Source organism: Nocardioides sp. 1609 (genome assembly GCF_004522105.1).
In the GTDB taxonomy this organism is placed as follows: domain Bacteria; phylum Actinomycetota; class Actinomycetes; order Propionibacteriales; family Nocardioidaceae; genus Nocardioides.
On sequence record NZ_SPUJ01000005.1, the window covers coordinates 446,708 to 472,298 of the forward strand.

The 25,591-nt window shown below is 75.2% G+C and carries 22 protein-coding genes; 9 read left to right on the plus strand and 13 right to left on the minus strand.

Features of this window, described 5'->3' with window-relative positions; translation table 11 throughout:
- The first annotated feature begins 5 nt into the window (after nt 1–5).
- The 4 genes from E4623_RS15940 to E4623_RS15955 all read left to right on the plus strand — a co-directional run bounded on the left by E4623_RS15940 (nt 6) and on the right by E4623_RS15955 (nt 3,406).
- The gene (locus tag E4623_RS15940) at nt 6–1,142 is read left to right on the plus strand and encodes a DUF5931 domain-containing protein (protein ID WP_134767522.1); all 1,137 of its coding nucleotides are present in this window, start codon (nt 6–8) and stop codon (nt 1,140–1,142) included.
- Nucleotides 1,139–1,657, plus strand: coding sequence for a flavin reductase (locus E4623_RS15945; RefSeq protein ID WP_134767523.1), 519 nt, complete (start codon nt 1,139–1,141; stop codon nt 1,655–1,657). The genes E4623_RS15940 and E4623_RS15945 overlap by 4 nt, the downstream gene beginning before the upstream one ends.
- Before the next feature lie 184 nt (nt 1,658–1,841).
- Entirely contained in the window at nt 1,842–2,480 is a 639-nt protein-coding gene (locus E4623_RS15950; RefSeq protein WP_134767733.1) for a response regulator transcription factor, read from the plus strand.
- A gap of 11 nt (nt 2,481–2,491) precedes the next feature.
- Complete coding sequence (locus E4623_RS15955; RefSeq protein ID WP_167736678.1) at nt 2,492–3,406, plus strand: hypothetical protein; 915 nt, start codon at nt 2,492–2,494, stop codon at nt 3,404–3,406.
- A gap of 53 nt (nt 3,407–3,459) precedes the next feature.
- Here E4623_RS15955 and E4623_RS15960 read toward each other — a convergent pair whose 3' ends face one another.
- Nucleotides 3,460–4,026 carry a hypothetical protein gene (locus E4623_RS15960; protein ID WP_134767524.1) on the minus strand — a complete coding sequence of 189 codons (567 nt, stop codon included), beginning with the start codon at nt 4,024–4,026 and terminating at the stop codon, nt 3,460–3,462.
- 2 nt (nt 4,027–4,028) lie between these two features.
- Nucleotides 4,029–4,853 (minus strand): DUF1028 domain-containing protein, encoded by an 825-nt coding sequence (locus tag E4623_RS15965; protein WP_134767525.1) that lies wholly within the window; start codon nt 4,851–4,853, stop codon nt 4,029–4,031.
- 43 nt (nt 4,854–4,896) lie between these two features.
- Here E4623_RS15965 and E4623_RS15970 point away from each other — a divergent pair, with 43 nt between their 5' ends.
- Together E4623_RS15970 and E4623_RS15975 are read left to right on the plus strand one after the other, a co-directional pair.
- Nucleotides 4,897–5,574 (plus strand): hypothetical protein, encoded by a 678-nt coding sequence (locus tag E4623_RS15970; protein WP_134767526.1) that lies wholly within the window; start codon nt 4,897–4,899, stop codon nt 5,572–5,574.
- Between the two features lie 73 nt (nt 5,575–5,647).
- The gene (locus E4623_RS15975; protein WP_134767527.1) at nt 5,648–6,676 is read left to right on the plus strand and encodes a 6-phosphofructokinase; all 1,029 of its coding nucleotides are present in this window, start codon (nt 5,648–5,650) and stop codon (nt 6,674–6,676) included.
- Nucleotides 6,677–6,787: 111 nt separating this feature from the next.
- On the opposite strand, the gene E4623_RS15980 is transcribed toward E4623_RS15975, so the two are convergent.
- Nucleotides 6,788–8,287 carry an MFS transporter gene (locus tag E4623_RS15980; protein ID WP_134767528.1) on the minus strand — a complete coding sequence of 500 codons (1,500 nt, stop codon included), beginning with the start codon at nt 8,285–8,287 and terminating at the stop codon, nt 6,788–6,790.
- On the minus strand, nt 8,284–8,841 hold the full coding sequence (locus E4623_RS15985) for a TetR/AcrR family transcriptional regulator (protein WP_134767529.1): 558 nt from the start codon (nt 8,839–8,841) through the stop codon (nt 8,284–8,286). Before E4623_RS15985 ends, E4623_RS15980 begins: the two co-directional genes overlap by 4 nt.
- A gap of 167 nt (nt 8,842–9,008) precedes the next feature.
- On the opposite strand from E4623_RS15985, the gene E4623_RS15990 reads away from it, so the two are divergent.
- From E4623_RS15990 to E4623_RS16000, 3 genes are all read left to right on the plus strand, one after another.
- A complete protein-coding gene (locus tag E4623_RS15990; RefSeq protein WP_134767530.1) occupies nt 9,009–10,469 on the plus strand; it encodes an APC family permease in 1,461 nt (486 codons plus the stop codon).
- A gap of 26 nt (nt 10,470–10,495) precedes the next feature.
- The gene (locus tag E4623_RS15995; RefSeq protein WP_134767531.1) at nt 10,496–11,842 is read left to right on the plus strand and encodes a 3-deoxy-7-phosphoheptulonate synthase class II; all 1,347 of its coding nucleotides are present in this window, start codon (nt 10,496–10,498) and stop codon (nt 11,840–11,842) included.
- Between the two features lie 177 nt (nt 11,843–12,019).
- Nucleotides 12,020–13,015 carry a threonine aldolase family protein gene (locus E4623_RS16000; protein ID WP_134767532.1) on the plus strand — a complete coding sequence of 332 codons (996 nt, stop codon included), beginning with the start codon at nt 12,020–12,022 and terminating at the stop codon, nt 13,013–13,015.
- A gap of 9 nt (nt 13,016–13,024) precedes the next feature.
- On the opposite strand, the gene E4623_RS16005 is transcribed toward E4623_RS16000, so the two are convergent.
- The 9 genes from E4623_RS16005 to E4623_RS16045 form a co-directional block, all read right to left on the minus strand.
- Nucleotides 13,025–14,167: a zinc ribbon domain-containing protein gene (locus tag E4623_RS16005; protein WP_134767533.1), complete on the minus strand. Its 1,143-nt coding sequence runs from the start codon at nt 14,165–14,167 to the stop codon at nt 13,025–13,027.
- Between the two features lie 129 nt (nt 14,168–14,296).
- Nucleotides 14,297–15,346, minus strand: a complete 1,050-nt coding sequence (aroF, locus tag E4623_RS16010) for a 3-deoxy-7-phosphoheptulonate synthase (RefSeq protein ID WP_134767534.1) — start codon at nt 15,344–15,346, stop codon at nt 14,297–14,299.
- A gap of 300 nt (nt 15,347–15,646) precedes the next feature.
- Nucleotides 15,647–16,537, minus strand: coding sequence for a DMT family transporter (locus E4623_RS16015; protein WP_134767535.1), 891 nt, complete (start codon nt 16,535–16,537; stop codon nt 15,647–15,649).
- A 22-nt stretch (nt 16,538–16,559) separates the two neighbouring features.
- Nucleotides 16,560–17,438 (minus strand): deoxyribonuclease IV, encoded by an 879-nt coding sequence (locus E4623_RS16020; RefSeq protein WP_245155112.1) that lies wholly within the window; start codon nt 17,436–17,438, stop codon nt 16,560–16,562.
- 4 nt (nt 17,439–17,442) lie between these two features.
- Entirely contained in the window at nt 17,443–18,729 is a 1,287-nt protein-coding gene (locus tag E4623_RS16025) for an MFS transporter (protein WP_134767537.1), read from the minus strand.
- Nucleotides 18,730–18,788: 59 nt separating this feature from the next.
- Nucleotides 18,789–21,752 (minus strand): FtsX-like permease family protein, encoded by a 2,964-nt coding sequence (locus E4623_RS16030; protein WP_134767538.1) that lies wholly within the window; start codon nt 21,750–21,752, stop codon nt 18,789–18,791.
- Nucleotides 21,749–23,974 carry a hypothetical protein gene (locus tag E4623_RS16035; RefSeq protein WP_134767539.1) on the minus strand — a complete coding sequence of 742 codons (2,226 nt, stop codon included), beginning with the start codon at nt 23,972–23,974 and terminating at the stop codon, nt 21,749–21,751. Before E4623_RS16035 ends, E4623_RS16030 begins: the two co-directional genes overlap by 4 nt.
- Before the next feature lie 13 nt (nt 23,975–23,987).
- On the minus strand, nt 23,988–24,641 hold the full coding sequence (locus E4623_RS16040; protein WP_134767540.1) for an ATP-binding cassette domain-containing protein: 654 nt from the start codon (nt 24,639–24,641) through the stop codon (nt 23,988–23,990).
- A complete protein-coding gene (locus E4623_RS16045; protein WP_134767541.1) occupies nt 24,638–25,576 on the minus strand; it encodes an ABC transporter ATP-binding protein in 939 nt (312 codons plus the stop codon). Before E4623_RS16045 ends, E4623_RS16040 begins: the two co-directional genes overlap by 4 nt.
- Between the last annotated feature and the right edge of the window lie 15 nt (nt 25,577–25,591).

Below are 25,591 nucleotides of genomic sequence, written 5' to 3' on the forward strand. Positions count from 1 at the left end.
CCCGGCTGGCTCCCGTCAGCGGCAACGGCGTCCACGCCGCGGTCGCCGTCGAGGACCGGCTGTTCCGGGCCGTCGCGGTGCTGCGCTGGGTGGTGCTGGTCAACGCGGTCGGCCTCGCGCTCTACCGCGGCGTCGACAACTACGACCACCCGACCGCCGGCTACGTGCTGATGGCGGTGATGGTCGCGTGGACGGCGTTCGCCACCTGGGCCTACGCCGACGGCGCCCGGCGCGGCCAGCTGCTGCTCTACTCCGACCTGGGTCTGACCCTGGCGCTGCTCGCGCTCACGCCGCTGGTGAAGGGGCCGTGGTTCAACGCCACGATCCCGGGGTTCTGGGTGATGGCGGCGCTGTTCGCGTGGGCGATCCGGTTCCGGACGCCGGGCGGGTTCGTCGCCGGCGTCCTGATCGGCGGCGCCGACCTGTTCCTGCGCGACGAGCTCACCCAGACCAACTACAGCAACTTCTTCCTGCTGATGATCGGCGGCCCGATCGTCGGGTTCATGTGCGGCTCGCTCCAGCAGATGGCCGCCGAGCGCGACGAGGCCCAGCGGGCCGCGGCAGCGGCGACGGAGCGGGCCAGGCTCGCGCGCGTCGTCCACGACGGCGTCCTGCAGGTGCTCGCGCTCGTGCAGCGCAAGGGCGCCGAGATCGGTGGGCCGGCCGCCGACCTGGGTCGGCTCGCGGGCGAGCAGGAGTCGGCGCTGCGCACCCTGATCCGCTCCCAGGACGCCGTCAGCGACGCCGGCACCGCGGGCACCGTCGACCTGGCCTCCCAGCTGGGTCGGCTCGGCCTGCGCCCCGGCGTCGACGTCGCCGTGCCGGGCGGCCCGGTGGAGCTGCCGTCGGCGGCCGCGGCCGAGGTGGTCGCCGTCGTGGCCGCCTGCCTCGACAACGTGGCCGTGCACGTCGGCGAGGGCGCGCCGGCCTGGGTGCTGCTCGAGGCGTTCCCCGACCGGGTCGAGGTCTCGGTGCGCGACGAGGGGCCCGGCATCCCCGAGGGTCGCCTCGAGGAGGCCGCGGCCGCCGGGCGGCTGGGCGTGAGCGAGTCGATCCGGGGCCGGATCGCCGAGCTGGGCGGCACCGCGCAGCTGAGCACCGGCTCGTACGGCACCGAGTGGGAGCTCGTGGTGCCCCGATGACGATCCACTCCGGACACCCGTTCGCGACCGGCGACGACCCGGTCCGGCGGCTGCGCGGCCGGATCGGCGGCGCGGTCTCGCTCTGGACGGCCGGCTCCGGGTCCGCGCCGGGCGCCCGGGCGGGGCTGACCGTCAGCTCGCTGCTGGTCGCGCACGGCGAGCCGGCCCGCCTGCTGGCCCTGGTCGACCCCGACTCCGACCTGGCCGACGTCGTGGAGCGCACCGGCCGCGCCGTCGTCCACCTGCTGTCGTGGCACCACCGCGGCCTCGCCGAAGCCTTCGCCGGCCTCGCGCCCGCGCCGGGCGGTCCGTTCCGGATGGCGACGTTCGACGACACCGGCGCCGGCCCGCGGCTGGCCGACGCCGCGGCGTGGGCGTCGGTGAGCATGGAGTCGGCCGTCACCGTCGGGTGGTCGCTGCTGCTGACCTGCACCGTCGACGACCTCGTCGTCGGCGACGACGACGCGCCGCTCCTGCACCGGCGCGGGCGCTACCGCACCGACCCGGCCACCTGACGTCGCGACCCCGCCCGCCGTGGCGCCCCCGCGGCGCCCCGTGGCGTCCGCGGCGGCGACTCGGCGGCGACTCGCCGTGGGGTGGCGCGGCGTGGCCTAGGGTCGGCGGGTGAGCGCAGGGGAGACCAGACGTCCGGGCCAGGCGGGTCCACCCGGTCAGCCGGGCGAGCAGGCCATCCGGGTGATGGTCGTCGACGACCACCCGATGTGGCGCGACGCCGTCGAGCGGGACCTCCAGGCCGCGGGCCTGCAGGTGGTCGCGGTGGCGGCCGACGGCACGCAGGCGCTGGCGCGGTTCGCGGCGGCGCGGCCGCAGGTCGTCGTCCTCGACCTGCAGATCCCGGCACCGAACGGCGTCGAGGTGACCAAGCAGGTGCTCCAGCAGGACCCGAGCGCGCGGGTGCTGATCCTCTCGGCCTCCGGCGAGCAGGACGACGTCCTGGAGGCGGTCAAGGCGGGCGCCACCGGCTACCTGGTGAAGTCGGCCTCCCGCGAGGAGCTGCTGGACGCCGTGCGGCGCGTCGCGCGCGGCGACTCGGTCTTCACGCCCGGCCTGGCCGGGTTGGTCCTGGGGGAGTTCCGGCGCCTCTCCGAGCCCGGCGGCGACCCGTCGATCACCGGCAACCCGGAGCTGACCGAGCGCGAGACCGAGGTGCTCAAGATGGTCGCGAAGGGCATGTCGTACAAGCAGATCGCCGAGCGGCTGGTGCTGTCGCACCGCACCGTCCAGAACCACGTGCAGAACACCCTGCGCAAGCTGCAGATGCACAACCGCGTCGAGCTGACCCGTTACGCCATCGAGCGCGGGCTCGACGAGGACTGAGCGGGGCGACGGTGGCCGACGACGACGGCACCCTGCTCGAGATCGCCGACGAGCTCTACGCGCTGCCGCTGGGGGAGTTCACCCCGGCCCGCGACGCGCGCGCCAAGGCGCTCAAGGGCACCGACCACGCCGACCTGGCCGGTCCGGTCAAGGCGCTCAGGAAGCCGTCGCTGGCGGCGTGGGTCCTCAACCTCTTCGCGCGCCGGGCCGGCGAGCAGGTCGAGCAGGTGCTCGCGGTCGGGGCTGCCCTGCGCGAGGCCCAGGCCGGGATGTCGGGTGCGGAGCTGCGCGAGCTCACCAAGCAGCGCCGGCAGCTGACGGCCGCGATCACCACGCAGGCCCGGTCGCTGGCCCGCGAGGACGGCGTCAAGGTGACGCCGGCCGTCGCCGACCAGGTCGAGGCGACGCTGACCGCGGCGATGATCTCGGCGGCGTGCGGCGAGGCCGTCAGCAGCGGGCTCCTCGTGGTCGCCCTGAGCACCACCGGCGTCGACGAGGACGCCGACCGCGCCGCGGCGGTGGCGGCGGTCGCCGTGCCCGCGGCGCTCGGCCACGTCGCCGTCCCCCGGGAGGCCGAGGCGCCGGGGCGACCCGCCCTGCACGTCGTCCCGGATCCGGACGCCGGCGAGAAGGCCCGCGAGGCCGCCCAGGACGCCGTCGACGAGGCCGAGGAGGCGGTCGAGCAGGCCCGCGCCGCGCGCGACGAGGCGGCCGCCGACGTCGAGCAGCTCCGCGCGCGCCAGCTGCAGATCGAGGCCGAGATCGACGAGCTCAAGCGCAGGATCGCCGAGCTCGAGGAGACCTACGACGAGGTCGACGACGAGCTCGGTGACGCCGAGACCGTGCGCGACGAGGCCCTCGAGACCCTCGAGCGCGCCACCGCCGACCGCGACGCCGCGGCGGCGGTGCTGGCGACGCTGCGGTAGTCCCGGACGATCGGCCCCTTTCTGACGGCGGCGGTGGGGCCGATCGTCCGGGACTACCCCGCCGGGGTCGTGCGGAGCGTGAGCGCCACGGCCAGGCCGAGGAACGTCGCGGGGTCGGTGGTCGCGACCGGGACGCCGGGCGTGACGGGCTCGGGCAGGACGTCGGCGGGGACGCCGGCGGCCCGGCAGCGGTCGAGGTCCCAGGCCGGGCCGGGGAGCAGCAGGTGCTCCAGGCCGCGCGTCATCCGCGCCACCAGGTAGGACGCGACGTCGCCCGCGGCGTAGCGGCCCGCGACGGCGAGCGCCCAGGTGTGCGGTTCGGTGGCGGCCAGGCCGGCCAGGTGCGCGGCGGCGTCGCCGGTGCGCGCGACCGGCAGCGGGGAGCCGAGCGTGTCGACGTCCCACCAGACGACGGTGCCCCCGTCGCCGACGACCTCCACCGTCTCGATGCCGGCCGGGTCGGCGACGCCGAGCACCTCCTGCGCCGCCGCGAGCGTCGCGCGCCACAGCGCCCCGGGCTCGGGCCGGTCGGCGTCCGCGACCGAGCGGCGTGCTGTCGCGGCGCCGAGGGTCGCAGCGACCGTGCCGGCCCCGACGCGGACGGCCAGGACGGTCGGCACGCTCAGGAGAGCGACCCCACCGCACGGACGATGTCGAGCACCCGCCGGTCGACCCAGGCGAGGCCGGCGTCGACGCGCATCTCGTAGTTCTCGGTGCCGACCCAGGTCGTGAAGTCGGGGTGGCCCTGGTCGCGGGCGAACGCCTCGAGCTCGCTGCGCAGGGCGTCGTCGACCGGCACCTTCTCCTCCTCGGTCGACGCGACGAGGTAGAGCTCGTTGAGGTCGAGGAGCCGCGCGAGCTCCTCGATCGGGGTGGCGTGGTCGTCGACGCGCAGGTCGACGGCGATGTCGTCGCCGCCGTCGTAGCCGGCCTCGTCGCGCACGACGAGGAGCGCGGCCGACTGCCGGCCCCGCTTGTCGCCACCGGCGGCGTCGCCCGCGGCCAGGGCCTCGAGCAGCCGGCGCTCGAACGGCGTCCCGGCGCCGGCCTCCCACGTCGCCCGGACCGCCTCGACGACCTGCTCGCCGGCCAGGCAGTTGCCCTGGATCGCGAACCCGGCGCCGGTCACGCCGCCGGCCCAGTCGATGCAGGCCGACCCGGTGTGGGAGGCGGCGCCGCCGTCGACGTCGACGATGCCGACCTGGCGGTGGTCGCGCCCGTCGTCCTCCTCGAGGAGACGGTCGAGCGCGATCGGCGCGGTGGCGCCCTCGTCGAGGTGGGACAGGGCCAGTCCCTTGTAGGCGACGTTGGCGTGGGCCTGGGTCGCGAGGGCGCCGACCTGGGCGACCGCGGCCGGCACGACCGACCCGACCGCCAGGAACTTGGAGGCCACCGCGACGCCCCACGAGTCGCCGTCGTCGGACCTGGCCACGATCGAGAACGTCATGGCGGCGAGGGTACGCGCCCGGTCACGGGGGAGGATCGAGCCCGTGCTGAACGACCTGTCCCGACCCACCCGGCTGCTGATCGCCGGGTTCGGTCTCGCGCTCGGCCTGATGATCGGCGGACCCAGCCTGGGCGAGGGGTCGGGAGGATCGTGGGCGCTGCTGTTCCTCGGGCTGCTGGTCGAGCTCGGGGTGATCGGCGCCTTCCCGGTGCTCCTCGGCCGGGCCGAGCGGCGCTTCCGGGTCGCCGTGGACGCTGGCACCGCCGAGATCGCCCGCGGCGAGGTGACGCCGGTGCCCGCGGCCGGGCGCGTCGTCCGGGCCCGCGCCGACACCCGCCACGGCTGGTTCCTGCCGGTGCGCGGGGCGGGGCCGGCGCCGTCCAGCCTGACGGTGCTGGTCGCGCTGGGCGACGGGCCGCGTGCCGGCCGGGACGACGATCGGGCCCGGCGGGTCGCGGCGCTCGTGCCGCCCGACCTCGACCTGGGACACGGCGCCCCCGTCCTGCTCCTGCTGCACCCCGGACGGCGCGACGTCGCCGTCCTCGACGACCGGGTGGCGCCCGGCGCGCTGGCCGCCGTCGACGCCGACCCGCGGTGGACGACGCAGCGGCTGCCGACCGACCGCACCGTCGTCGGCGGCTACCTCGCCCTGGTCGCGGCGGCCGCGGTCGGCGTCGCAGTGGGGTTCGGGCTGGCCGCGCTCGTGCTCACGGTGTGGTGACGGTCGCCACGCGGCCGACCGACGTGGTTAGGTGGGTCGGCCAAGTCTTTGAACGATCCAAGGAGGACGTGCGATGCGGGTCGGAGTACTCACCGGTGGGGGCGACTGCCCAGGTCTGAACGCGGTCATCCGTGCCGTCGTCCGCAAGGGCGTCAAGCAGCACGGGTTCGAGTTCGTGGGCTACCGCAACGGGTGGAAGGGCCCGCTCGAGGGCCTCACGATGCCGCTCGGCGTCGAGCAGTGCCGCGGCATCCTGCCGCGCGGCGGCACCATCCTCGGCTCCAGCCGCACGAACCCGTTCAAGATCGACGGCGGCGTCGAGATGATCAAGGACAACATGGCGGCCGCCGGCGTCGACGCGCTCGTGGCGATCGGCGGCGAGGACACCCTCGGCGTGGCCACCAAGCTCGCCGAGCTCGACGTGAAGGTCGTCGGCGTCCCGAAGACGATCGACAACGACCTGTCCGGCACCGACTTCACCTTCGGCTTCGACACCGCGGTCAACATCGCGACCGAGGCGATCGACCGGTTGCACACGACGGCCGAGTCGCACCACCGGGTGCTCGTGGTCGAGGTCATGGGCCGCCACGCCGGCTGGATCGCCCTGCACGCCGGCATCGCGGGCGGTGCGAGCGCCGTCCTGATCCCGGAGCAGCCCTTCGACATCGAGGCCATCTGCGCCCACGTCGAGACCCGCTTCCAGAGCGAGTACGCCCCGATCATCGTGGTCTCCGAGGGCGCCGTGCCCGCCGAGGGCGGCGACATGACGCTCGTCTCCGGCGAGAAGGACGCGTTCGGTCACGTCCGTCTCGGCGGCATCGGCGACCGGATCGCCTCCGAGATCGAGCACCGCACCGGCAAGGAGGCGCGCGCCGTCGTCCTGGGTCACGTGCAGCGCGGCGGCACCCCCACGGCGTTCGACCGCTGGCTGGCCACCCGCTTCGGCCTCCAGGCCATCGACGCGGTCGCCGACGGCGACTTCGGCACCATGATGGCGCTGCGCGGCACCCGCATCGTGCGGGTCCCGTTGAGCGACGGCACCGCCCACCTCAAGCTCGTCAGCCCCGAGGAGTACGCCGAGGCGCAGGTCTTCTTCGGCTGAGCCGACCCTCCACGACGCCGAGTCGGCGTTCGCGTCGAACGCGAACGCCGACTCGACGTGATTCCAGTGCAACTTCACGCCGACTCGGCGCGACGGTGTGCCCGGCCCGCGTCAGTGCTCGACGTCGGCGAGGTCGAGGTCGGCGGGGGTGAGCCACCAGACCAGCACCGAGACGGCGAGCAGCAGGACGCCGGCGGCGAGCCCGAAGACGGCGAAGGAGTGCTCGAACGACGCGGTCGCGGCCGCGGCGGTCGGGGTGCCGAGGGCGCCGGCGAGCGACTCGCGGGCCAGGTCGGTGGCGTCGGCGGGGAGCCCGTCGCGGTAGGTCCAGGCGGCCAGGCTGCCGAGGACGGCGACCCCGAGCACGCCGCCGATCTCGAAGGACGACTCCTCGATGGCGGCGGCGCTGCCGGCCTTGTCGGCCGGGGTCGAGCCCATGATCGTCGCGGAGCCGACGGCGAGGGACGCCGTGCCGATGCCGACCAGGGTGAGTGCGGCGGCGACCGAGAGGTAGCCCAGCGGCTGGGGGAGCACGAACAGCAGCAGGAGGCCGACGCCGGCGACGGCGAGTCCGCCGGCGACGACGGTGCGCACGCCGATCCGCTCGGCGAGCGAGGGGGCGAGCGGCGAGCCGACGATGCCGCCGACGGCCATCGGCAGCAGGGCGGCGCCGGCCTGCAGCGGCGACCAGCCGTGCACGAGCTGCAGCCACTGCGAGCCCAGGAGCAGCAGTGCGACCATCGCGATGCTGCTGGTGAGCGCGGCGAGGACGCCGGCGGTGAACGGCCGGTGGGTGAACAGCCGGACCTCGAGCATCGGGTCGTCCTGGCGCAGGCACCGCAGCACGAACCCCGTCAGCAGGACCGCGCCGAGGCCGAGGGTGGCCAGGGTGAGCGGGTCGAGCCCCTCCTTGCCGAGGTGCTTGACGCCGTAGACGAACGACGCCATGCCACCGAAGGACAGCAGGACGCCGGCGGCGTCGAGCCGGCCCGGGCGCTCCGACCGGCTCTCGGGCAGCAGCAGCACGCCGGCGACGACGGCCACGACCATGACCGGGACGTTGAAAAGGAAGGCCGCGTGCCAGCTGAACGCCTCGAGGAGCGCGCCGCCGACGATCGGCCCGATCGCGCCGCCGACGGCGGCCATCGCGCCCCAGATGCCCAACGCGGTGGCCCGCTCGCGGGCGTCGGGGAAGAGCGTGCGGATCAGCGAGAGCGTCGTCGGCATGATCATCGCGCCGCCGACGCCGAGCAGCGCCCGCACGGCGATGACCTCCCCGGGGGAGTCGGCGACCAGGACGAGCAGCGAGGCGGCGCCGAACACGGTGAAGCCGGCGAGCAGCATCCGGCGGCGTCCCCACCGGTCGCCGAGCGCCGAGAGCGGCACCAGCAGGCCCGCCAGGACGAGCGCGTAGACGTCGACGATCCACAGCTGGGCGACGGCGTCCGGGCGCAGGTCGGCGGTCAGCTCGGGCAGGGCGACGTTCAGGATCGTCATGTCCATCACGACGACCAGGAGGCTGGCGGCCAGGACGGCCAGGCCCGCCCACCGGCGGGGGTCCGCCTCGATCGGGGTGACGGCGGCGGAGCCGGTGGTCAGGGGCGTGCTCATCGCTGTGCTCCGGTCAGGAAGGTCGAGAGGACGAGGGCGTCGAGGTCGCGCCGGGGCAGGTCGCCGCCGAGGAGGGCGTCCCGGGCGGCGACGAGGAGCCCGTAGAGGGCGTGGGAGATCCACCGCGGTGGCAGGTCGGCTCGCAGCACGCCGGCCGCCTGGGCCGCGACGTACAGCGCGACCTCGCGCTCGACGAGGGCGTCGCTGCGCTCGACGAGGTCGGGGGCGGAGAGGAGGTAGGGATCGGTGAGGGCGAAGCCGAAGTCGTCGGAGTCGGCGAGGTAGCGGGCGACCAGGTCGTCGAGACAGGCCCGGATCCGGACGGCGTCGCCCGAGGCCGCCGCGCCGGGCGCGTCCGCGGCGACGAGGCTGGCCGCCCAGCGGTCGAGCGAGCGGGTGCCGAGCTCGTGCAGGAGGTCCTCGCGGGTGGCGAAGTGCCGGTGCAGCGTCGCCCGACTGATGCCGGCCGCGCCGGCCAGGTCGGCCATCGAGGCGCGGGCGTCGACGTTCAGGTGACGCTGGGCGGCGGCCAGGACGTCGTCACGGGTGGCCATGGGGTGCTCGTTCCTCGGTCGTTGCGGTGGGTATGAGACACAACTGTCTCACATGAGACAAGATTGCCTCAAAACTGGTGGACGACACCCGAGACCAGGGGCAGACAAGGCGGGGTCGACCGGTGTTGGCTGTGCTCCACCAGTCGCTACGCGGAGGTGTCCCGGGCATGACCACCGATCTCAGCAAGTCCGCAGACGGAGACGTCAACGGCCCGGACACACCCGACCTGAAACGGGTGATGGGGCCCAGGCTGCTCCTGCTGTTCATCGTCGGCGACATCCTCGGCGCGGGCATCTACGCCGTCACCGGCAAGCTCGCCGGCGAGGTGGGCGGCATCGCCTGGCTCCCGTTCCTGGTCGCCTTCACGGTCGCGACCCTCACGGCGTTCTCCTACCTGGAGCTCGTGACGAAGTACCCCCAGGCCGCCGGGGCCGCCCTCTACACGCACAAGGCGTTCGGGATCCACTTCGTGACGTTCATCGTCGCCTTCACCGTGGTCTGCTCGGGCATCACCAGCGCGTCCACCTCGTCGGGCCTGCTGGCGTCCAACCTGCTGATCGGGCTCGACGAGATCTTCCCCGGCGTGCCGACCGGTGACACCGCGACGCTGCTGGTCGCCCTGGCGTTCATGCTCCTGCTGGCCGGGATCAACCTGCGCGGGGTGGGGGAGAGCGTCAAGTTCAACGTGATCCTCACGATCATCGAGATGACGGCACTGGCGATCGTGATCGTGATCGGGTTCGTCGCCATCACCGCCGGCGACGGCGACCTGGACCGCATCACCGTCTTCGAGAGCCCGGACGACAAGGGCCTCTTCATGGCGGTCACCGTCGCGACCGCGATCGCGTTCTTCTCGATGGTGGGGTTCGAGGACTCGGTCAACATGGTCGAGGAGACCAAGGACCCCGAGCGGATCTTCCCCCGGGTGATGCTCACCGGCCTCGGCATCGCGGTGGTCATCTACGTGCTGGTGGCCATCTCGGTGGTCGCGGTCATCCCGCCCGGTGAGATCGCCGCCCCGAAGAACCCGGAGGCCGGGGTCCTGCTCGACGTCGTCCGCATCGGGGCGCCCGACATCCCGATCGACAAGATCTTCCCGTTCCTGACGGTCTTCGCCGTCGCCAACACCGCCCTGATCAACATGCTGATGGCCAGCCGCCTCATCTACGGCATGGCCCAGCAGGACGTGCTCCCGCGCCAGCTGGGCCGGGTGTCCCACGGTCGGCGCGCGCCGTACGTCGCGATCGCGTTCACGACGGTGCTCGCGTTCGGGCTCATCATCTACGTGCGCACCCAGTCCGAGAGCACGGTCGTCAGCGCGCTGTCGGGGACGACGGCGCTGCTCCTCCTCGCCGTGTTCGCGGTCGTCAACGTCTGTGTCCTCATCCTGCGGCGCGACCCGGCGGGCCGGTTCCGCGCGCCGACCGCCTTCCCCGTGCTCGGCGCCATCGCCTGCGTCTACCTGCTCGGACCGTGGGCCCGGCTGGAGGCCGACATGGTGCAGTACAAGATCGCCGGCGGGCTGCTGGTCATCGGCATCGTGCTCTGGGGACTGACCTGGCTGGCCAACCGTGGACTGCGCGGGCAGAAGACCGGGTTCCGCGACATCGAGCACCTGGAGGAGTGAGCGTCGGGCCCGCGTAGGCTTGGCGGGTGGTACTTCCCGATCTCGCTGCGCTGCACGCGCTCCACCCCGCCCAGCAGCCGTCCTACCCCGACCGGGCGGTCGTCGACGCGACCGTCGAGCAGCTCCGTGCGGCCCGGCCGCTGGTGTTCGCCGCGGAGTGCGACGAGCTCACCGACAAGCTCGCCGCCGTGACCCGCGGGGAGGCGTTCCTGCTCCAGGGCGGTGACTGCGCCGAGACGTTCGCCGGCGTCACCGCCGACAACACCCGCAACAAGCTGCGCGTGCTGCTGCAGATGGCCGTCGTCCTCACCTACGCCGCGTCCGTGCCGGTGGTGAAGCTCGGCCGGCTCGCCGGGCAGTACGCCAAGCCGCGCAGCTCCGACGACGAGACCCGCCAGGTCGACGGCCGGCCGGTCACGCTGCCGGCGTACCGGGGCGACGCCGTCAACGGCTACGACTTCACGCCCGGGTCGCGCATCCCCGACCCGCGCCGGCTGCTCGAGGTGCACCGCACCTCCGCGGCCACGCTGAGCATGATCCGGGCCTTCGTCGACGGCGGGTACGCCGACCTGCGCAAGGTGCACACCTGGAACACCGACTTCGTCGCCGACTCCGTCGCCGGCCAGCGCTACGAGGCGATGGCCCACGAGATCGACCGCGCGATGGCGTTCATGGAGGCCATCGGCGCCGACCCCGACGAGTTCCACCGCGTCGACTTCCACATCTCCCACGAGGCGCTCGTGCTCGAGTACGAGCACGCGATGACCCGGATCGACTCGCGCACCCGGGCGCCGTACGACCTGTCGGGCCACTTCGTCTGGATCGGCGAGCGCACCCGCCAGCTCGACGGCGCGCACGTCGAGCTGCTCAGCCACGTGCGCAACCCGATCGGCGTCAAGCTCGGCCCCAGCACCAGCGCCGACGACGCCATCGCGCTCGCCTCGCGGCTCAACCCCGACAACACCCCGGGCCGGCTCACCTTCATCACCCGCTTCGGCGCCGGCAAGATCCGCGACGGGCTCCCGCAGGTCGTCGAGAAGGTCACCGCCGCCGGGCTCGAGGTCGCCTGGGTGTGCGACCCGATGCACGGCAACACCTTCGAGGCCAGCTCGGGCTACAAGACCCGGCGCTTCGAGGACGTCATCGAGGAGGTCCAGGGCTTCTTCGACGTCCACCACGAGCTCGGCACCTGGCCCGGCGGCGTCCACGTCGAGCTCACCGGCGACGACGTCACCGAGTGCGTCGGTGGCGGCGAGGAGCTGCTCGAGGCCGACCTCGGCGACCGCTACGAGTCCGTGTGCGACCCGCGCCTCAACCGGGTGCAGTCCCTCGAGCTCGCCTTCCTCGTCGCGGAGATGCTCCGCCGCGCCTGACCCCCGCTGACCCGTCAGCCATAGGTGACGGGTCAGCGTCGAGACCGGGGTGACCCGTCAGCGATAGGTGACGGGTCGGCGTCGAGACCGGGGTGACCCGTCAGCGATAGGTGACGGGTCAGCGGCGAAACCGGGGTGACCCGTCAGCGATGGGTGACGGGTCGGCAAGATGGGGTCGTGATCGATCTGCGCTCCGACACCCTGACCCGACCCACCGAGGCGATGCGGGCCGCGATGGCCGGCGCCGACGTCGGCGACGACGTGTACGGCGAGGACCCGACCGTCGTGCGCCTCGAGGAGCGGGTGGCCGGGCTGCTCGGCCACGAGGCAGCCCTCTTCATGCCGACCGGGTCGATGTCGAACGTGCTCGCGGTCCGGTCGCTCGTGCAACCCGGCCAGGAGGTGCTGTGCGACTCCTCGGCCCACATCGCGCGGGCCGAGCTCGGCGCCCACGGTGCCTACAGCGGCGTCACGATGCGCACCTGGACCCACCCGCGGGGCCACGTCGACCTGGACGCCGTCCGCGGCCTGTTCGCGCCCGACATGGGGCCGTTCTTCGTGCGCACCGCGGCGATCTCGGTCGAGAACACCCACAACTTCGCCGGTGGCACCGTGCTGCCGCTGCAGCTGCTGCGCGACCTCAAGGAGCTCGCCACCGGGCTCGGGGCGGCGGTCCACCTCGACGGAGCGCGGCTCTGGAACGCCCACGTCGCGACGGGCACCCCGCTCGCCGAGTACGGCGCCACGGCCGACGTCCTGTCGGTCTGCCTCTCCAAGGGGCTCGGTGCCCCGGTCGGCTCGCTGCTCGTCGGGTCCGCCGACACCGTCGCCGAGGCCCGGATCTGGCGCAAGCGGATGGGCGGCGGGATGCGCCAGGTCGGGATCCTGGCCGCCGCCGGCCTGCACGCCCTCGACCACCACGTCGAGCGGCTCGCCGACGACCACGCCCACGCCCGGTTGCTCGCCGAGGCCTGCGGCGTCGACCCCGCGACCGTCGAGACCAACATCGTCGTCGTCGACCGCCCCGACGCCGCCGCCTTCGTCGGGCGGGCGGCGGCTGCTGGCGTCCGCGTGGCGACGGTCGGCCCGACGACGGTGCGGATGGTCACCCACCTGGACGTCACCCGCGCGGACGCCGAGAAGGCGGCGGCGGTGCTCGCCGACCTCTCGTGAGGACGAGCGTCAGAGCGGGACGCCGACCAGGCCGATCTCGCTGATCGCGGTGTAGTCGCGCCCGCTCGGTCCGCGGCCGGGCCGGGTGACGCCGAGGATGCGGAGCTCGACGGTGTCGGAGACGACGTCGACGGGGATGCTCTGCAACCCGCGACCCTCGACGAGCGACTGCGGCACGACGGTGCCGTCCGCGAAGACCCACTCCACCGAGGTCACCCGCCGGTTCGCGGTGTAGCCGTCGTACCCGGTGACCTTCTTGGCATAGCCGTTGACCAGGCCGATCTTCGTCAGCCGGGTCGCCTCGGCCAGCGAGATCGAGAGCGTCGTCCCGGTGCCGTCGCCGGGCATCCGCCAGGCGGTGTCGGTCCTGCCGTCGAGCAGGTTGCCGGCGCCGTAGCGGACGACGGCGCCCCCGACGTCGCGCGAGGGCCGGGCCGTCTGCGGTGCGGTCGCCGAGGCCGCCGCCGCGACGTCGCGCGGCTTGCCGCCGGCGTTCGGGCCCGACCTGGTGGTCGGCGGGGCAGAGGGCTCGGGCGGGGGCGAGGTGGCGGGGTCGGGGGAGGCGGAACCGCTCGGGGACGACGGGTCCGTGCCCGCCGCGGGTGCCGTCGGGGCGGGGTCGTCGGCGCTGTCGTCGTCGGCGTCGCCGGTGAGCAGGAGGTAGCCGCCGAGGGCCGCCACGAGCAGCAGTGCGGCGGCGGCGACCAGCCACGGGAGGAGACCTCGGCGGGCCCGGCCGGTGGTGTCCTCCGGAGCGACCGCCCAGGCGGCCGCCTCGTCGTCGGCGTACGGGAGGACCGAACCGGCCGGCTCGTCGTCACGGTCCTGGTCGTCGCCTCCGGTCGAGGGAGGGGCCACGCGCGGCGCCTCGTCGGCGAAGAGCGGGTACCGCGGCTCGGGCGGGCGCTCCCAGGCCGGCAGCGGGGACACCGGCGGGGACACCGGCGGCAGCACCGGCGGGGCCGCGGGCGGCAGCACCGGCGGGGCCGCGGGCGGCGGCCTCAAGGGCCCGGCGGGCCGTACCGCGGGCCGCTCGGCGGTGTCGGTGCGCCACGCCTCGGGCGGCGTACCCGCCTCCTCGCGGGGGTGGCCGCAGGAGACGCAGAACCGACCCGTGCCCAGGGTGTGGCCGCAGTGCGGGCACTCGTCCATCGGCTCGCCCTCCTGCTGTCGGTCCTGCGGTGTCGGGGATCGGGTCGGCGTCAACCCTAGACGACCGGTTCCGGGGGTCTCGCGCGCCGCGATCCCCCCGGAGTCGTCCGTCGGCCTCCGCCGCCGGCGTCACGGCCTCTCGGCGCGCTCCGAGGAGTCGACCCGGCCGACCACCGGCGGGAGCTTGCGCACGGCCTGGGCCAGGTCGCGCAGGTCGTTGCCGAGCAGGGCCTGCGGGCCGTCGCACAGCGCGGTCTCCGGGGTGGGGTGGACGTCGACGATGATGCCGTCGGCGCCCACCGCGATCCCTGCGCGCGAGAGCGGCACGACGAGGTCCTTGCGGCCGGCGGCGTGCGAAGGGTCGACGATGATCGGCAGGTGGCTGGTCGCCTGCACGACCGGCACCGCCGAGATGTCGAGGGTGTTGCGGGTGGCCGGCTCGAAGGTCCGGATGCCCCGCTCGCACAGGACGACGTCGAGGTTGCCGCGCTGGGCGATGTACTCGGCCGCCATCAGCCACTCCTCGATGGTCGCGGTCATGCCGCGCTTGAGCAGGACCGGCTTGCCGGACTCGCCGGCGGCCTGGAGCAACCCGAAGTTCGCCATGTTGCGGGTGCCGATCTGCAGCATGTCGGCGTGCTCGGCCACGACCGGGACGTCGCGGGCGTCGACGACCTCGGTGACGACCGGCATGCCGGTCGCCTCGCGGACGTCGGCCAGGATCTCGAGGCCCTTCACGCCCAGGCCCTGGAAGGCGTACGGCGACGTCCGGGGCTTGTAGGCGCCGCCGCGCAGGATCGTGGCGCCGGCCGACTGCGCCATCCGCGCTGCCTCGAGCGTCTGGTCGGCGGACTCGACGGCGCACGGACCGGCCATGAAGGTGAAGGTGTCGGGCCCGATCGGCACCCGGCGCCCGGCCCGGCCGACCCAGACCGTCGACCGCTCGGCGTGGTGCTGGCGGCTGACGAGCTTGTACGGGTCGGAGATGCGGTGCACGTCCGCGACGCCCCGCAGGGTGCGCAGGTTCAGGTGGTGGAAGGACTCGAGGTCCCCGACCAGCCCGATGATGGTGCGGACGACGCCCTTGCTGACGAAGGCCTCACCGCCCACTTCCTGGACCTTCTCGACGACGTGCGCGACGTCCTCGTCGGTGGCGTCCGGCGACATGACGACGACCATGGTGATTCCTCGGTTTCTCTGGGTCGGTGCTCCGGCGTTCCGGCCCCCGGCATGACAAACGCCCCGAGCCGTCGGCCGGGGCGTTGGTGGTGGAGGCGCGTCTAGGGACGAGCCTGCACGGGTGCTCCCGGCAGGTGTCCGAAGAAATAGGTGTGCGCCACGCCGACGACTGTAGCCCAGGGCCGGGTCGATGCCGTACTGGGCGGCCCATGCCTGAACTTGTGCACCGGGATCCCGGCCCCCCAGTTCAGGTTTCCCCGGTCGACCGGGGAAACCCCGGACCCCGGCGCCCGAGCCGCCTCAGACGGCCAGGTGCTGGACCTCGCCCTCGATCCGACGGCGGGGGCCGGCCTCGACCACGAGCATCGCCGTCAGGACCATCGCCCCGCCCAGGACCAGGCGCCAGGTGGGGGACTCGCCGCCGAACCCGACCGCGAACGACGCCGCGAAGACCGGCTCCATGCTCATCACGATCGCGGCCCGGGTCGGCGCGAGGTGCGACTGGGCCCACGTCTGCGCGACCAGGGCGGCGGCGCCGGCGGCGAGGGCCATGTAGCCGACCGAGACCCAGTCGGAGGTGCGGTCGGGGAGCACCACGCCGTCGGGGGCGGTGGCGACCAGGCAGATGACCGCGATGACCAGGAGCTGCAGGATCGACAGCCCGAGCGCCTCGTCGGCGTTGGCCCACGCACCGAGACCGACGATGTGGAGGCCGTAGAGCACCGCCGAGACCAGGGTGATCGCCTCGCCGTACCCGATCGCGAGCCCGTCGAGGGTGAGCACCCCGAGCCCGACGGCCGCCAGGGCGACCGCCGTCCAGGTGTACGCCGTCAGCCGCGTGCGCAGCAGGACCGCGGCGAGGAGCGGGGTGGCGACGACGTACAGGCCGGTCACGAAGCCCGAGACGCTGGCCGCGGTGTGGGCCAGGCCGGCGGTCTGCAGGATCTGGGCGACGCCGTACACGCCGCCGAGCAGCACGGCCCGGCGTCGTGAGGTCGGCGAGAGCCGGCCCAGCGCCCTCGGGGCCACCATGGCCATGACGACCCCGGCGAGGAGGAACCGGACCGCCAGGAAGTCCAGGACCGGCACCCGGTCGAGGAGGTCCTTGATGAGCACGAACGTCGAGCCCCACACCGCGGCCGTCACCAGCAGGGCGAGCGTGGCCAGGAGGGTGGTGTTGCGGCGCTGCACCACGGAAGTCTGCCAGCCCCGCTCAGGTCGGGCCGCGAAGGTCCTTCAGCAGCGCGATGCCGGCGTCGCCGACGTCGCGCGACCCGGGCGTCTCCAGGATGAACGGGACGCCGGCGGTCGCGGGGTGGGCGAGCAGCTCGCCGAAGGCGCCGACGCCGATGTGCCCCTCGCCGAGGCGTTGGTGGCGGTCCTTGAAGGCGCCGCGGACGTCCATCGAGTCGTTGGCGTGGACGAGCCGGAGCCGGCCCGGGCCACCGATCGCGACCACCCGGTCGAGCGTGGCGGTGGCGCCGCCGGGCTCGTCGAGCGGAGCGCCGGCGGCGAAGACGTGGCAGGTGTCGAGACAGATCCCGGCCCGCGGGTGGTCGTCGAGCGCGGCGAGGTACGGCGCGAGGTCCTCGACCCCCGCGCACAGCGACCGGCCCTGACCGGCGGTCGGCTCGAGCAGCAGCCACGGGGCGGCACCGTCGCCGTCGTCCTCGAGCGCGTCCAGCACCGGCAGCAGCCCCTCCCGCACCCGGCCCAGGGCCGCCTCGTGCTCGGCGACCCCGCCGGCCGGGTCGACGTAGGAGCCGGTGTGGACGACGACCCCCTCGGCCCCGATCTCGACCGCCCGGCGCAGGTTGTGCGCGACCAGGGCCATCGATCGCTCGTGGGTGGCCGGCGTCGGCGACCCGGGGTTGACGAGGTACGGCGTGTGGATGAGGACCCGCATCCCCGCCTCGGCGCACGCCTCGCGGAACGCCGCGTCCTCGGCCGGGCGTCCGGGGCTCAGCGCCCAGCCGCGCGGGTTGCCGACGAAGACCTGCATCGCCTCGCAGCCCAGCTCCAGCGCCGAGGCGAGCGCGCCCCGCACCAGCCCGGCACCGACCAGGACGTGGGTACCGACGGGGTTGCGCACCCTCCTATTCGACCGCACCCGTCGCGGCCGGCCGGTCGGCGGGTGGCTCCTCGGCGGGCGGCCCGTGCTGGTCGAGGAAGCGCTGCGCGCTCCGGGTCGCCGGGTGCAGCCCGACCGCGGCGACCACGATGATCGCCGCGATCACCAGCCAACCGGCCTCGCCCCAGCCGATGGCAAGGAAGGTGAACAGCGCCGGCGCCCACACCCGGCCAGCGGTGCCGCTGAGCTCGGCCGCTCCCTGGTACTCACCGCGGCGCCGCGGGTCCATCAGCTCGGCCTCGAAGGACCAGCTGGCGGCGGAGAGGTAGAGCTCGGCGCCGGTGACGGTGACGTGACCGAGCCAGACCAGCGCGATCGTCGTCCAGCCGACGGTCTCGTGGGTGTAGAGCGTGATCAGGCACGACAGCACGAAGAACACCGTCGAGATGCGGATCGCGCGCAGGGCGGTCGGCACGTCCTTGACGGTGCGGGCGGCGGCCATCGGCAGGAAGATGCACATCACGGTGTTGGTGCCGAACAGGAACGCCAGCAGCACCTGCGGCGCGTCGGTCTTCTCCACCAGCCACAGCGGGATGACCAGGTTGAGCACGACCTGGTTGGTCCACAGCACGCCGGTGAAGAACGTCGTCGCCAGCCAGCCGAGGTTGCGCAGCGGGCCCGGCCCGGGGACGCGGACCTTGCGCTCCTCGGGGGTGCGGTCGTCGTGCGAGGCGTTCGGGAGCCGGGTGATGGCGGCGGCGTTGACCAGGAAGACCGCGGCGGTGAACCACGGCAGCACCTGGAGGACCTGGTTGGACTCGAACGCGAGCGCGATGCCGCCGAGCATCGAGCCGATCGTGAAGCCCAGGTTGAGCGCGGAGTACATGTAGGCGCGCGAGCGCACCCGCTCGTCGGCCGGCAGGACGTCGATCGTGTACGACCCGTGCGCGGCGCCGCCGAGCGCCCCGACGACCTCCATCGCCACCGCCATCGCGAGGTAGCCGGCGAACCCGTCGATGAACGGCCAGACCCCGAACAGGCTGGCCTGGAGGGCGGCGCTCACCGCCCAGCACCGCTTCGGGCCGTAGCGGTCGACGAGCCGGCCCATCGGCCAGGCGGCCACGAAAGCGGCGATGCCGGCCAGGGTGAGGCCGAGCCCGACCTGGGCGGCGCTGAGCCCGACGACCTGGGTGAAGAACACCGCCGAGCCGGTCATGAAGGTGCCCTCGCCGAGCGCGAAGAGCAGCGACTGCCGGGCCAGGCGCCCGGAGAGGGGCGTCGGCGCCGCGAGACGGGTGAGGAGCGTGGACATCGCCGAGGATCCTCCCACCTCGCGCCGACACCCGTCGCACGGTTATCGGGGGCTCCGCGCTACCGGGCGTCCTCACGCAGGGTCGCGGCCCGGGCGCGGCGCACGACGGCGACCGAGGCGAGGACCGCCACGAGCGCCAGGGTCACGGCCACCCCACCGGCCAGCAGCACGAGACGGTTCCCGTCGGCGTCGGCGAGGACCCGCGGCGTCGCGCTGTCGTCGACGAGCCCGAGCGTGATCGAGCGCAGCAGGACGACCTGCGCGAGCAGGCCTGCGGCGAGCCCGGCCAGCGTCGCCGCACCCAGGACGACGACCGACTCCCACCACGCGGCGAGCACGACGGTGCGGCGGCTCACCCCGACCACGCGCAGCGCCGCCGCGTCGCGGCGCCGGTCGGGCAGCTGGACCAGCGTGGAGACCAGGAGGCCGCCGAGGGCCATCAGCAGGACCGCCGCCCCGACCACGACGTAGAGGCGGAGGGCCTGGGCGTACGCCGTCTCGTCGAGCGCGCGTCGGGTGTCGGCCGCACCGCCCGTGCGGGTCATCCCGGCCGCGCCGAGGGCGTCGGTCACCGAGGCGGGCGCGTCGTCCCGGACGAGCACGAGCGGCTCCACCAGGGCCGTGGCCGGCTCCTCGTGGGCGAGGAACGTCGCGAGGTCGAGCATGATGCCGCCGGGACCGGTCAGCGGGAGGCTCTCGGCCCGCGCGGTGACCTCGACCGGGATGGTGCCGGACGCGACCGTGATCGACGTCCCGGCCCCGTCCCCGGAGCCGTCGACCACGGTGGCGTCGGCGTCGCGGCCCAGGACCGCGCGCATCGGGGAACCGATCGCGGCGGGCACCACCGGTGCGCCCGGCTCCACCACCAGGACGCCGTCCTCGACCGCGGAGCCCCCGGCGTCGGCGCGCGTCCACCCGGAGTCGAGGAGCCGGGCGTCGCCGAGGTCGGTGCTCGCGGCGGAGACCCGGGCCGGTCCGGTGCCGCCCTCCAGGGAGACGGCGCGCACCTCGCAGCCGGCCGCGCACTCCTCCGCGGGCGTGGCGACGGTCGAGGTGCCGGGCTCGAACGGCCCGACGCGCAGGAACGCCGTGCCGGTGGCGGTGCGGACGTCGAGCTTGAGCGTCACCGGTGTCCCTGTCGCGACCGTGAGTCCCACCCGGCGCCCGGTGAGGACGAGCAGCGGGGACGGCGGGCGCACCAGGTCGGCGGCCTCGGCCGCGTCCCCGCCGTCGGCGAGCCACTGCGGCGACCAGCGGCCGACCCGGCCGAGACGCTCGGAGTCGACCAGGACGATCGGGCCGGTCTCGGGGATGCTCACGGCTGCGGCGGCCATCGTCCAGCGGCCGTCGGCATCGATCGCACGGGTCAGCCGCAGGGTCGCGACGGCGTCGAGGGGCGAGGCCCAGACCTGGTCGGCGGGGGAGCGGGTGCTGGCCACGCTGTCGCGCCAGCGGCCCGCGGCCGAGTCGACCCCGATGGCGAAGACCGAGATCGCGATGGCTGCCGTCACGGGGAGGATCACCAGGGTGCCCTGGGAGCGCCGGGCGATCGCCCGGCCCGCGACGAAGGCCGACAGGGGCCGGTCGCCGAACCGCTCGGTCCACCAGCCGGCGACCGCGACGGTGCCGCGGGTGACCAGCAGCCCAGCGGCGACCGCGAGGGCCACGGGCAGCAGCAGGTCGGTGGCGCCGAGGCCGTCGCTGCCGTCGCTGCCGGCGCCGAGGCGGGCGAGGGTCAGCGCGGCCGCCAGGGCGACGACGACCACCTCGACGACGAGCCCGGTCCACCCGCGCCGGCCACCCGGGCGTCGTACCCCTGCCAGGCGGGCGCCGAGGGTCTCTTGCATCCCCTGCCCCACGGCGACGGCGGTGACGGCCGCGACGACGAGGGTGACGGCGACCGCGTTCAGGACGGACGCGGCCGGCAGGTCGACGACCAGGCCGTCGCGCAACGACGACCGGGCCAGCGCCACGGTGGCGGCGTACCCGACGAGGACGCCGAGAGGGGCGCTCAGCAGGACCAGGAGCCAGGGTTCGGCCAGGCCGAGCAGCCAGGACCGTCGTCGGCCGACCCCGCGCAGCGCGGCCAGGGCCAGCTCGTGGCCACGACGCTCGGCGGCGGCGGTCTGCAGGCGCAGGATGATCGCCAGCGCGACCAGCACCAGCGAGACGGCGGCCGGGGCGACCGCGGACCGGGCCGCGGCGCGCTGCGAGCGGACGTCGACGAGGACCGTCTGCAGGTCGTTGACCACCGACGTGCCGACGACGGTGCCGCCGTCGTCGAGGTCGACCTCGACCGCCCGGAGCCGCTCGGTGGTCGCGACCAGCGCGTCGAGCTCGGTGTCGGTCAGGGAGTCGGGCACCCGGAGGCGACTCTCGAGCCGGGGCGCCCACAGCCGACGGGGGAGCCCGGCGAGCACGTCGTCGGTGACGATGAACGGCCCCAGCGCCGGCGCGCCGCTGCTCGACTCGGGGCGCGAGGACAGCAGGGTCGGGAGGAGCCAGTGCTCCGAGTCGTCGGGGGTCGTGTAGGTCCCCACGATGCGGGGACGGCCGAGGAGCGGCGCGTCGACGCGGTCGCCGACGGCCAGGGCGCCGAGGTCGTCCTCGTTGACCAGCACCTCGTCCGGACGCTCCGGGCAGCGGCCCCGGACGTCGAGGACGGAGCAGACGTCGTCCCGGGCGAGGTAGGTGACGTCGGCGGCGCCGTAGACCGGCCGGGACATCAGGATCACGACGGGTGACTCGTAGAGGTCGGGCAGCTCGCGCTCGACCGCGGCCACGCCGGCGGCGACCAGGCCGTCGAGGTCGCCCGTCCGGCCGGCGCCGACCTCGAAGGTGAGCCCCGTGAGCGGCGGCGGCGCGTCGGCGAGCCGGGTGAGCGTGTACGACGTCGTCGCGGCCTGCTGGAAGGCGGGGCCGAGCACCGCCCCGGCCACGCTGAGCACCATCATCACCAGGCTCGCCACGGACAGCAGGGCGCGCGAGCGCAGCCCGCGCAGCACGGTCGCGAGGATCGTCACGACTCCTCCTCGAGCAGGCGGGCGGGGTCGCTGCGCCGGGCCGCGCCGGCCCGGACGAGCGCGGCGCCGAGCACGGCGGCGACCGCCGTGCCGACGGCGCCGAGGAGCAGGACCCACGGCTCCACGGTCGAGCCGATCGGCGGCCGGGCCGGGCCGGCCGGGACCAGCGGGGTGGCGGCGACGACGGTCACCGCCGCGAGGTAGCCGGCGCCGGCGGTGGCGGCGAGGGTCGCCCCGGCGAGGACCGCCGCCTCGAGGACGTCGGCGCGGCGGCGCTCGGGCCCGGGGACCCCGACCAGCCGGAGGGCGGCGTGCTCACGGCGGGCGGCGAGACCCCGGCGGCGGCGCCCGGCCAGGAACACCAGGAGCCCGAGCGCACCGGCGCCGACCGCGACGACCGACCGGGCGTGCCGCTCCGCCGCCCACGGCCCCTCCAGCGCGGCCTCGCCGCCGCCGAAGGTCACCGGGTCGCCGCCGGCGTCGCGCAGGCCCGCCAGGACGTCGGCGGGGGTGTCGGCCCGCGCGAGCACGAGCACCTGGACGCCGGAGACCGAGTCGACGGCCCCGGCGAGCGCGGTGGGGAGGTCGGCGAGCACGCCGGCCGCGCCCACCAGCGGCAGCGCGGTGCGGTCGCCGGCCGCGGTCGCCGGGCGGGACCCGCCGCCGATCCCGGGCACGGCGGGTCCGGCGTCGGGCCAGGACGGCCGGCCGGCCGTCAGGACCGGGATCGCCGTGGTCGCGGCCGAGGGTGCCAGGGGCGCGGCGGGACCGAGGGCGAGGCTGCCCCCGGTCGTCTGGTCGGTCGTCCTGCGGCTCGTCCCGGTGGTCGACCCGGCGGTCGTGCCGGCGCTCGTCCAGGCAGCGGCGAGGAGGTCGGTCGCTCCGAGACCCAGGGCGGTCACCTCCACCGGGGCGGTCGCGGTGAGGCCGACGACGACGCAGGCTCGGGGGCACGTGGACACCTCTGCGGTGCCGGTTGCCTCACCTGCTCCGAGCGCGACGGACGCCGTGTCGAGGCCGGCGTCGTCGGTGAGGAACGAGAGCGTGACGGTGACTGGGCGGTCGGCGCCGGCGCGGGTGACGGTGACGGCGTCGCCGGTGACCGGCGCGACCGCGGGCGCGGCGCGGAGGGAGTCGGTCTCCGGACCCACGTCGGCGGCGGAGCCGGCGAGGAAGTCGCCGGAGACCCGGTCGTAGCGGGCGAGGTCGAGCCAGGCGATCCGGAGCTCGGGCTCGTCCCGCGAGGCGTCGAACGCGGCGGCCATCAACCAGCGGCCCTCCGGGTCGAGGTCGCGGGTGAGCAGCAGCGCCGACAGCGCGTCGGTGTCCGCGAGGGCGACCCGGACCGGGCCACCCTGGTCGAGCCGCGCCGCCCGGTCGGCCCAGCCGCCGGCCGCGGTGGCGGCGGTGAGGGCCGCGACCGCGACCACGCCGGCCGCCACGACCGCCCGGGTCCGTGCCCGCTGGTCGCCCGCCACGACCCGGCGCAGGGCGAGCAGGACGGCGGTCGACCTGCCGTCGGCCGCGACGGCCGGCACGAGCGCGCGGAGGCCGGTCACCAGGGCGTGCCCGGCGGCGACGCCCAGCACGGCGGAGCCCGCGAGCACCAGGTCGCCGCCCGTGGGCGCTCCTCCGTCGCCCGGTGCACCGCCGCGGGACCGCTGGACGACGACGGCGACCGCGACGAGCAGCGCGACCCCGACCACGACGTCGGCCACCCCGGGGGCGCGGCGCCAGCCCGGCCGGACCAGGGCCGTCGCCAGCGGTTCCCGGGCGACGGCCGCACAGCCGGCCAGGGCGGTGAGCAGCGCCACCGTGGCGGCCACGCCGCCCCAGACCCACGGCGACGATCCGGGGGCGGCTGGGAGGTCCCACGGCTCGCGGAGCAGGGACGCGCCGGCGAGGCCGCCGGCGGCGCCGGCGGCCGCGCCCACGAGAACGGCGCCGACGGCAGGCCCGGCCACCGCGCCGAGGAGGCGGCCGGGCCCGGCGCCGCGCACCCGCACGAGCGCCACCTCGGCCCGGCGCCTCCGGGCCAGCTCGACGGTCGGCACGGGCACCACGACCAGGGCCAGCAGCAGCAGCGGGACGACGGTGGCGGGCCGCCCGTCGGGACCGGTGGCGGCGACGCCGACGACCACCGCGGCCACGAGCGCCGCGGCCGTGGCGGCGAGCAGGGTCAGCGCGCCGCCGTACGCCCGGGCGGCGCGGAGGACGCGCATCAGCGGGTCCCCATCAGTCGGCCCGGTGCCGAGGGCGGACGAGCCTGCCCTCGGACATCGGGTGGTGCGCGTCGCAGAGCTCGATGACGTCGGGGTCGTGGCTCGCGACCACGACGACCGCCCCGGCGTCCGCCTCGGCGCGCAGCAGCGCCATCACCCGCCCGCGGGTCGTGGCGTCGAGCTCGCTGGTCGGCTCGTCGGCCAGGAGCACGCGGGCGTGCACGACCAGGGCGCGCGCGATCGCCACCCGCTGGAGCTGGCCGCCGGACAGCTCCTCGACCTGACGGTCGCCGAGGTCGGCGACGTGCAGCGCGGCCAGCGCGGCGTCGGCCCGCTCGTCGGCCTCCACGGGGGTGGTTCCCCGGGCCCGCAGCGCCACCGAGACGTTCTCCCGGGCCGACAGCACGGGCACCAGCCCGTAGACCTGCAGGACGAAGGCGACGTCGGGCGGCGGGTCGCCGGTGCCCCGCCAGGTCGGCTCGCCGTCGAGCGTCGCGGTGCCGGCCGTGGGCTCGACCAGACCACCGGCGACGGAGAGCAGCGAGGTCTTGCCCGAGCCGCTCGACCCGGACAGGGCGGTCATCCGCCCGGCCTCGAAGCGCACGTCGACGTCGGCGAGGACGACGTTGCCGCCGGCCTCGTAGCCGACGCCCGAGAGCTGGATCACGGGGCGACCTCGCCGGCCCGGTCCTCGCGGGTGATGACCAGCGAGCCCTCGTCGGGGTGCTGCTCGATCCGCACCAGGGTGCCCGCCGGCCACAGGTCGACCAGCTCGGTCGGCAGGTGCACCAGCCCCTCCTCGCCGACCACGACGTACTCCGACCCGGCCCGGCCCTCGGCCCCGATCCGGCCGCCCTTCATCGTGACGGTGCGCGGGAAGGTGGCCGCGACCTCCGCCTCGTGGGTGACCACGACCACGGTGGTGCCCAGGTCGGTGCCGATCCGGTGCAGCAGGGCGACGACGGCGTCGCGGTCGTCGTGGCCGAGCGCGCTGGTCGGCTCGTCGGCGAGCAGCAGGCGCGGCCCGGTCGCGACCGCGCAGGCCAGGGCGAGGCGCTGGCGCTGTCCGCCCGACATGGTCCTGACGGTCTGGTCGCGCTGGTCGGCCAGCCCGACGACGTCGAGCAGCTCCTCGGGGAGGGGGAGGTCGCGCCGGTCGTCGCGCCCGCCGGTGCCCAGCCGGGCGAAGGAGAGGTTCTGCCGGGCGGTCGCGTAGGGCAGCAGGTTGCGGGTGGCGCCCTGGAGCACGGTGCCGACGAGCCGCGAGCGGACCCGGGTCAGACGCCGTTCACCGAGTCGGGAGATCTCCTCGTCGTCGAGGAAGATCCGTCCGGCGCTCGGGCGCTGGATGCCGCCGAGCAGGGTCAGCAGCGTCGACTTGCCGCACCCGGACGGCCCGAGGAACGCGACCCGCTCCCCGGCACCGATCACGAGGTCGATCCCGCGCAGGGCGACGACGTCGTGCCCGGCGAAGGTGCGGTAGAGGTGGACCACGCCCTCGCACCGGACCTCGACGCCGCGGGCCGCCGACCGGCTCGGGTCGGCTGCGGTGCCGCCGGTGCGGTCCGGCGACCACGGCTCGTCGAGGTCGCTGGTGGGCATCGGCACATCTGACAA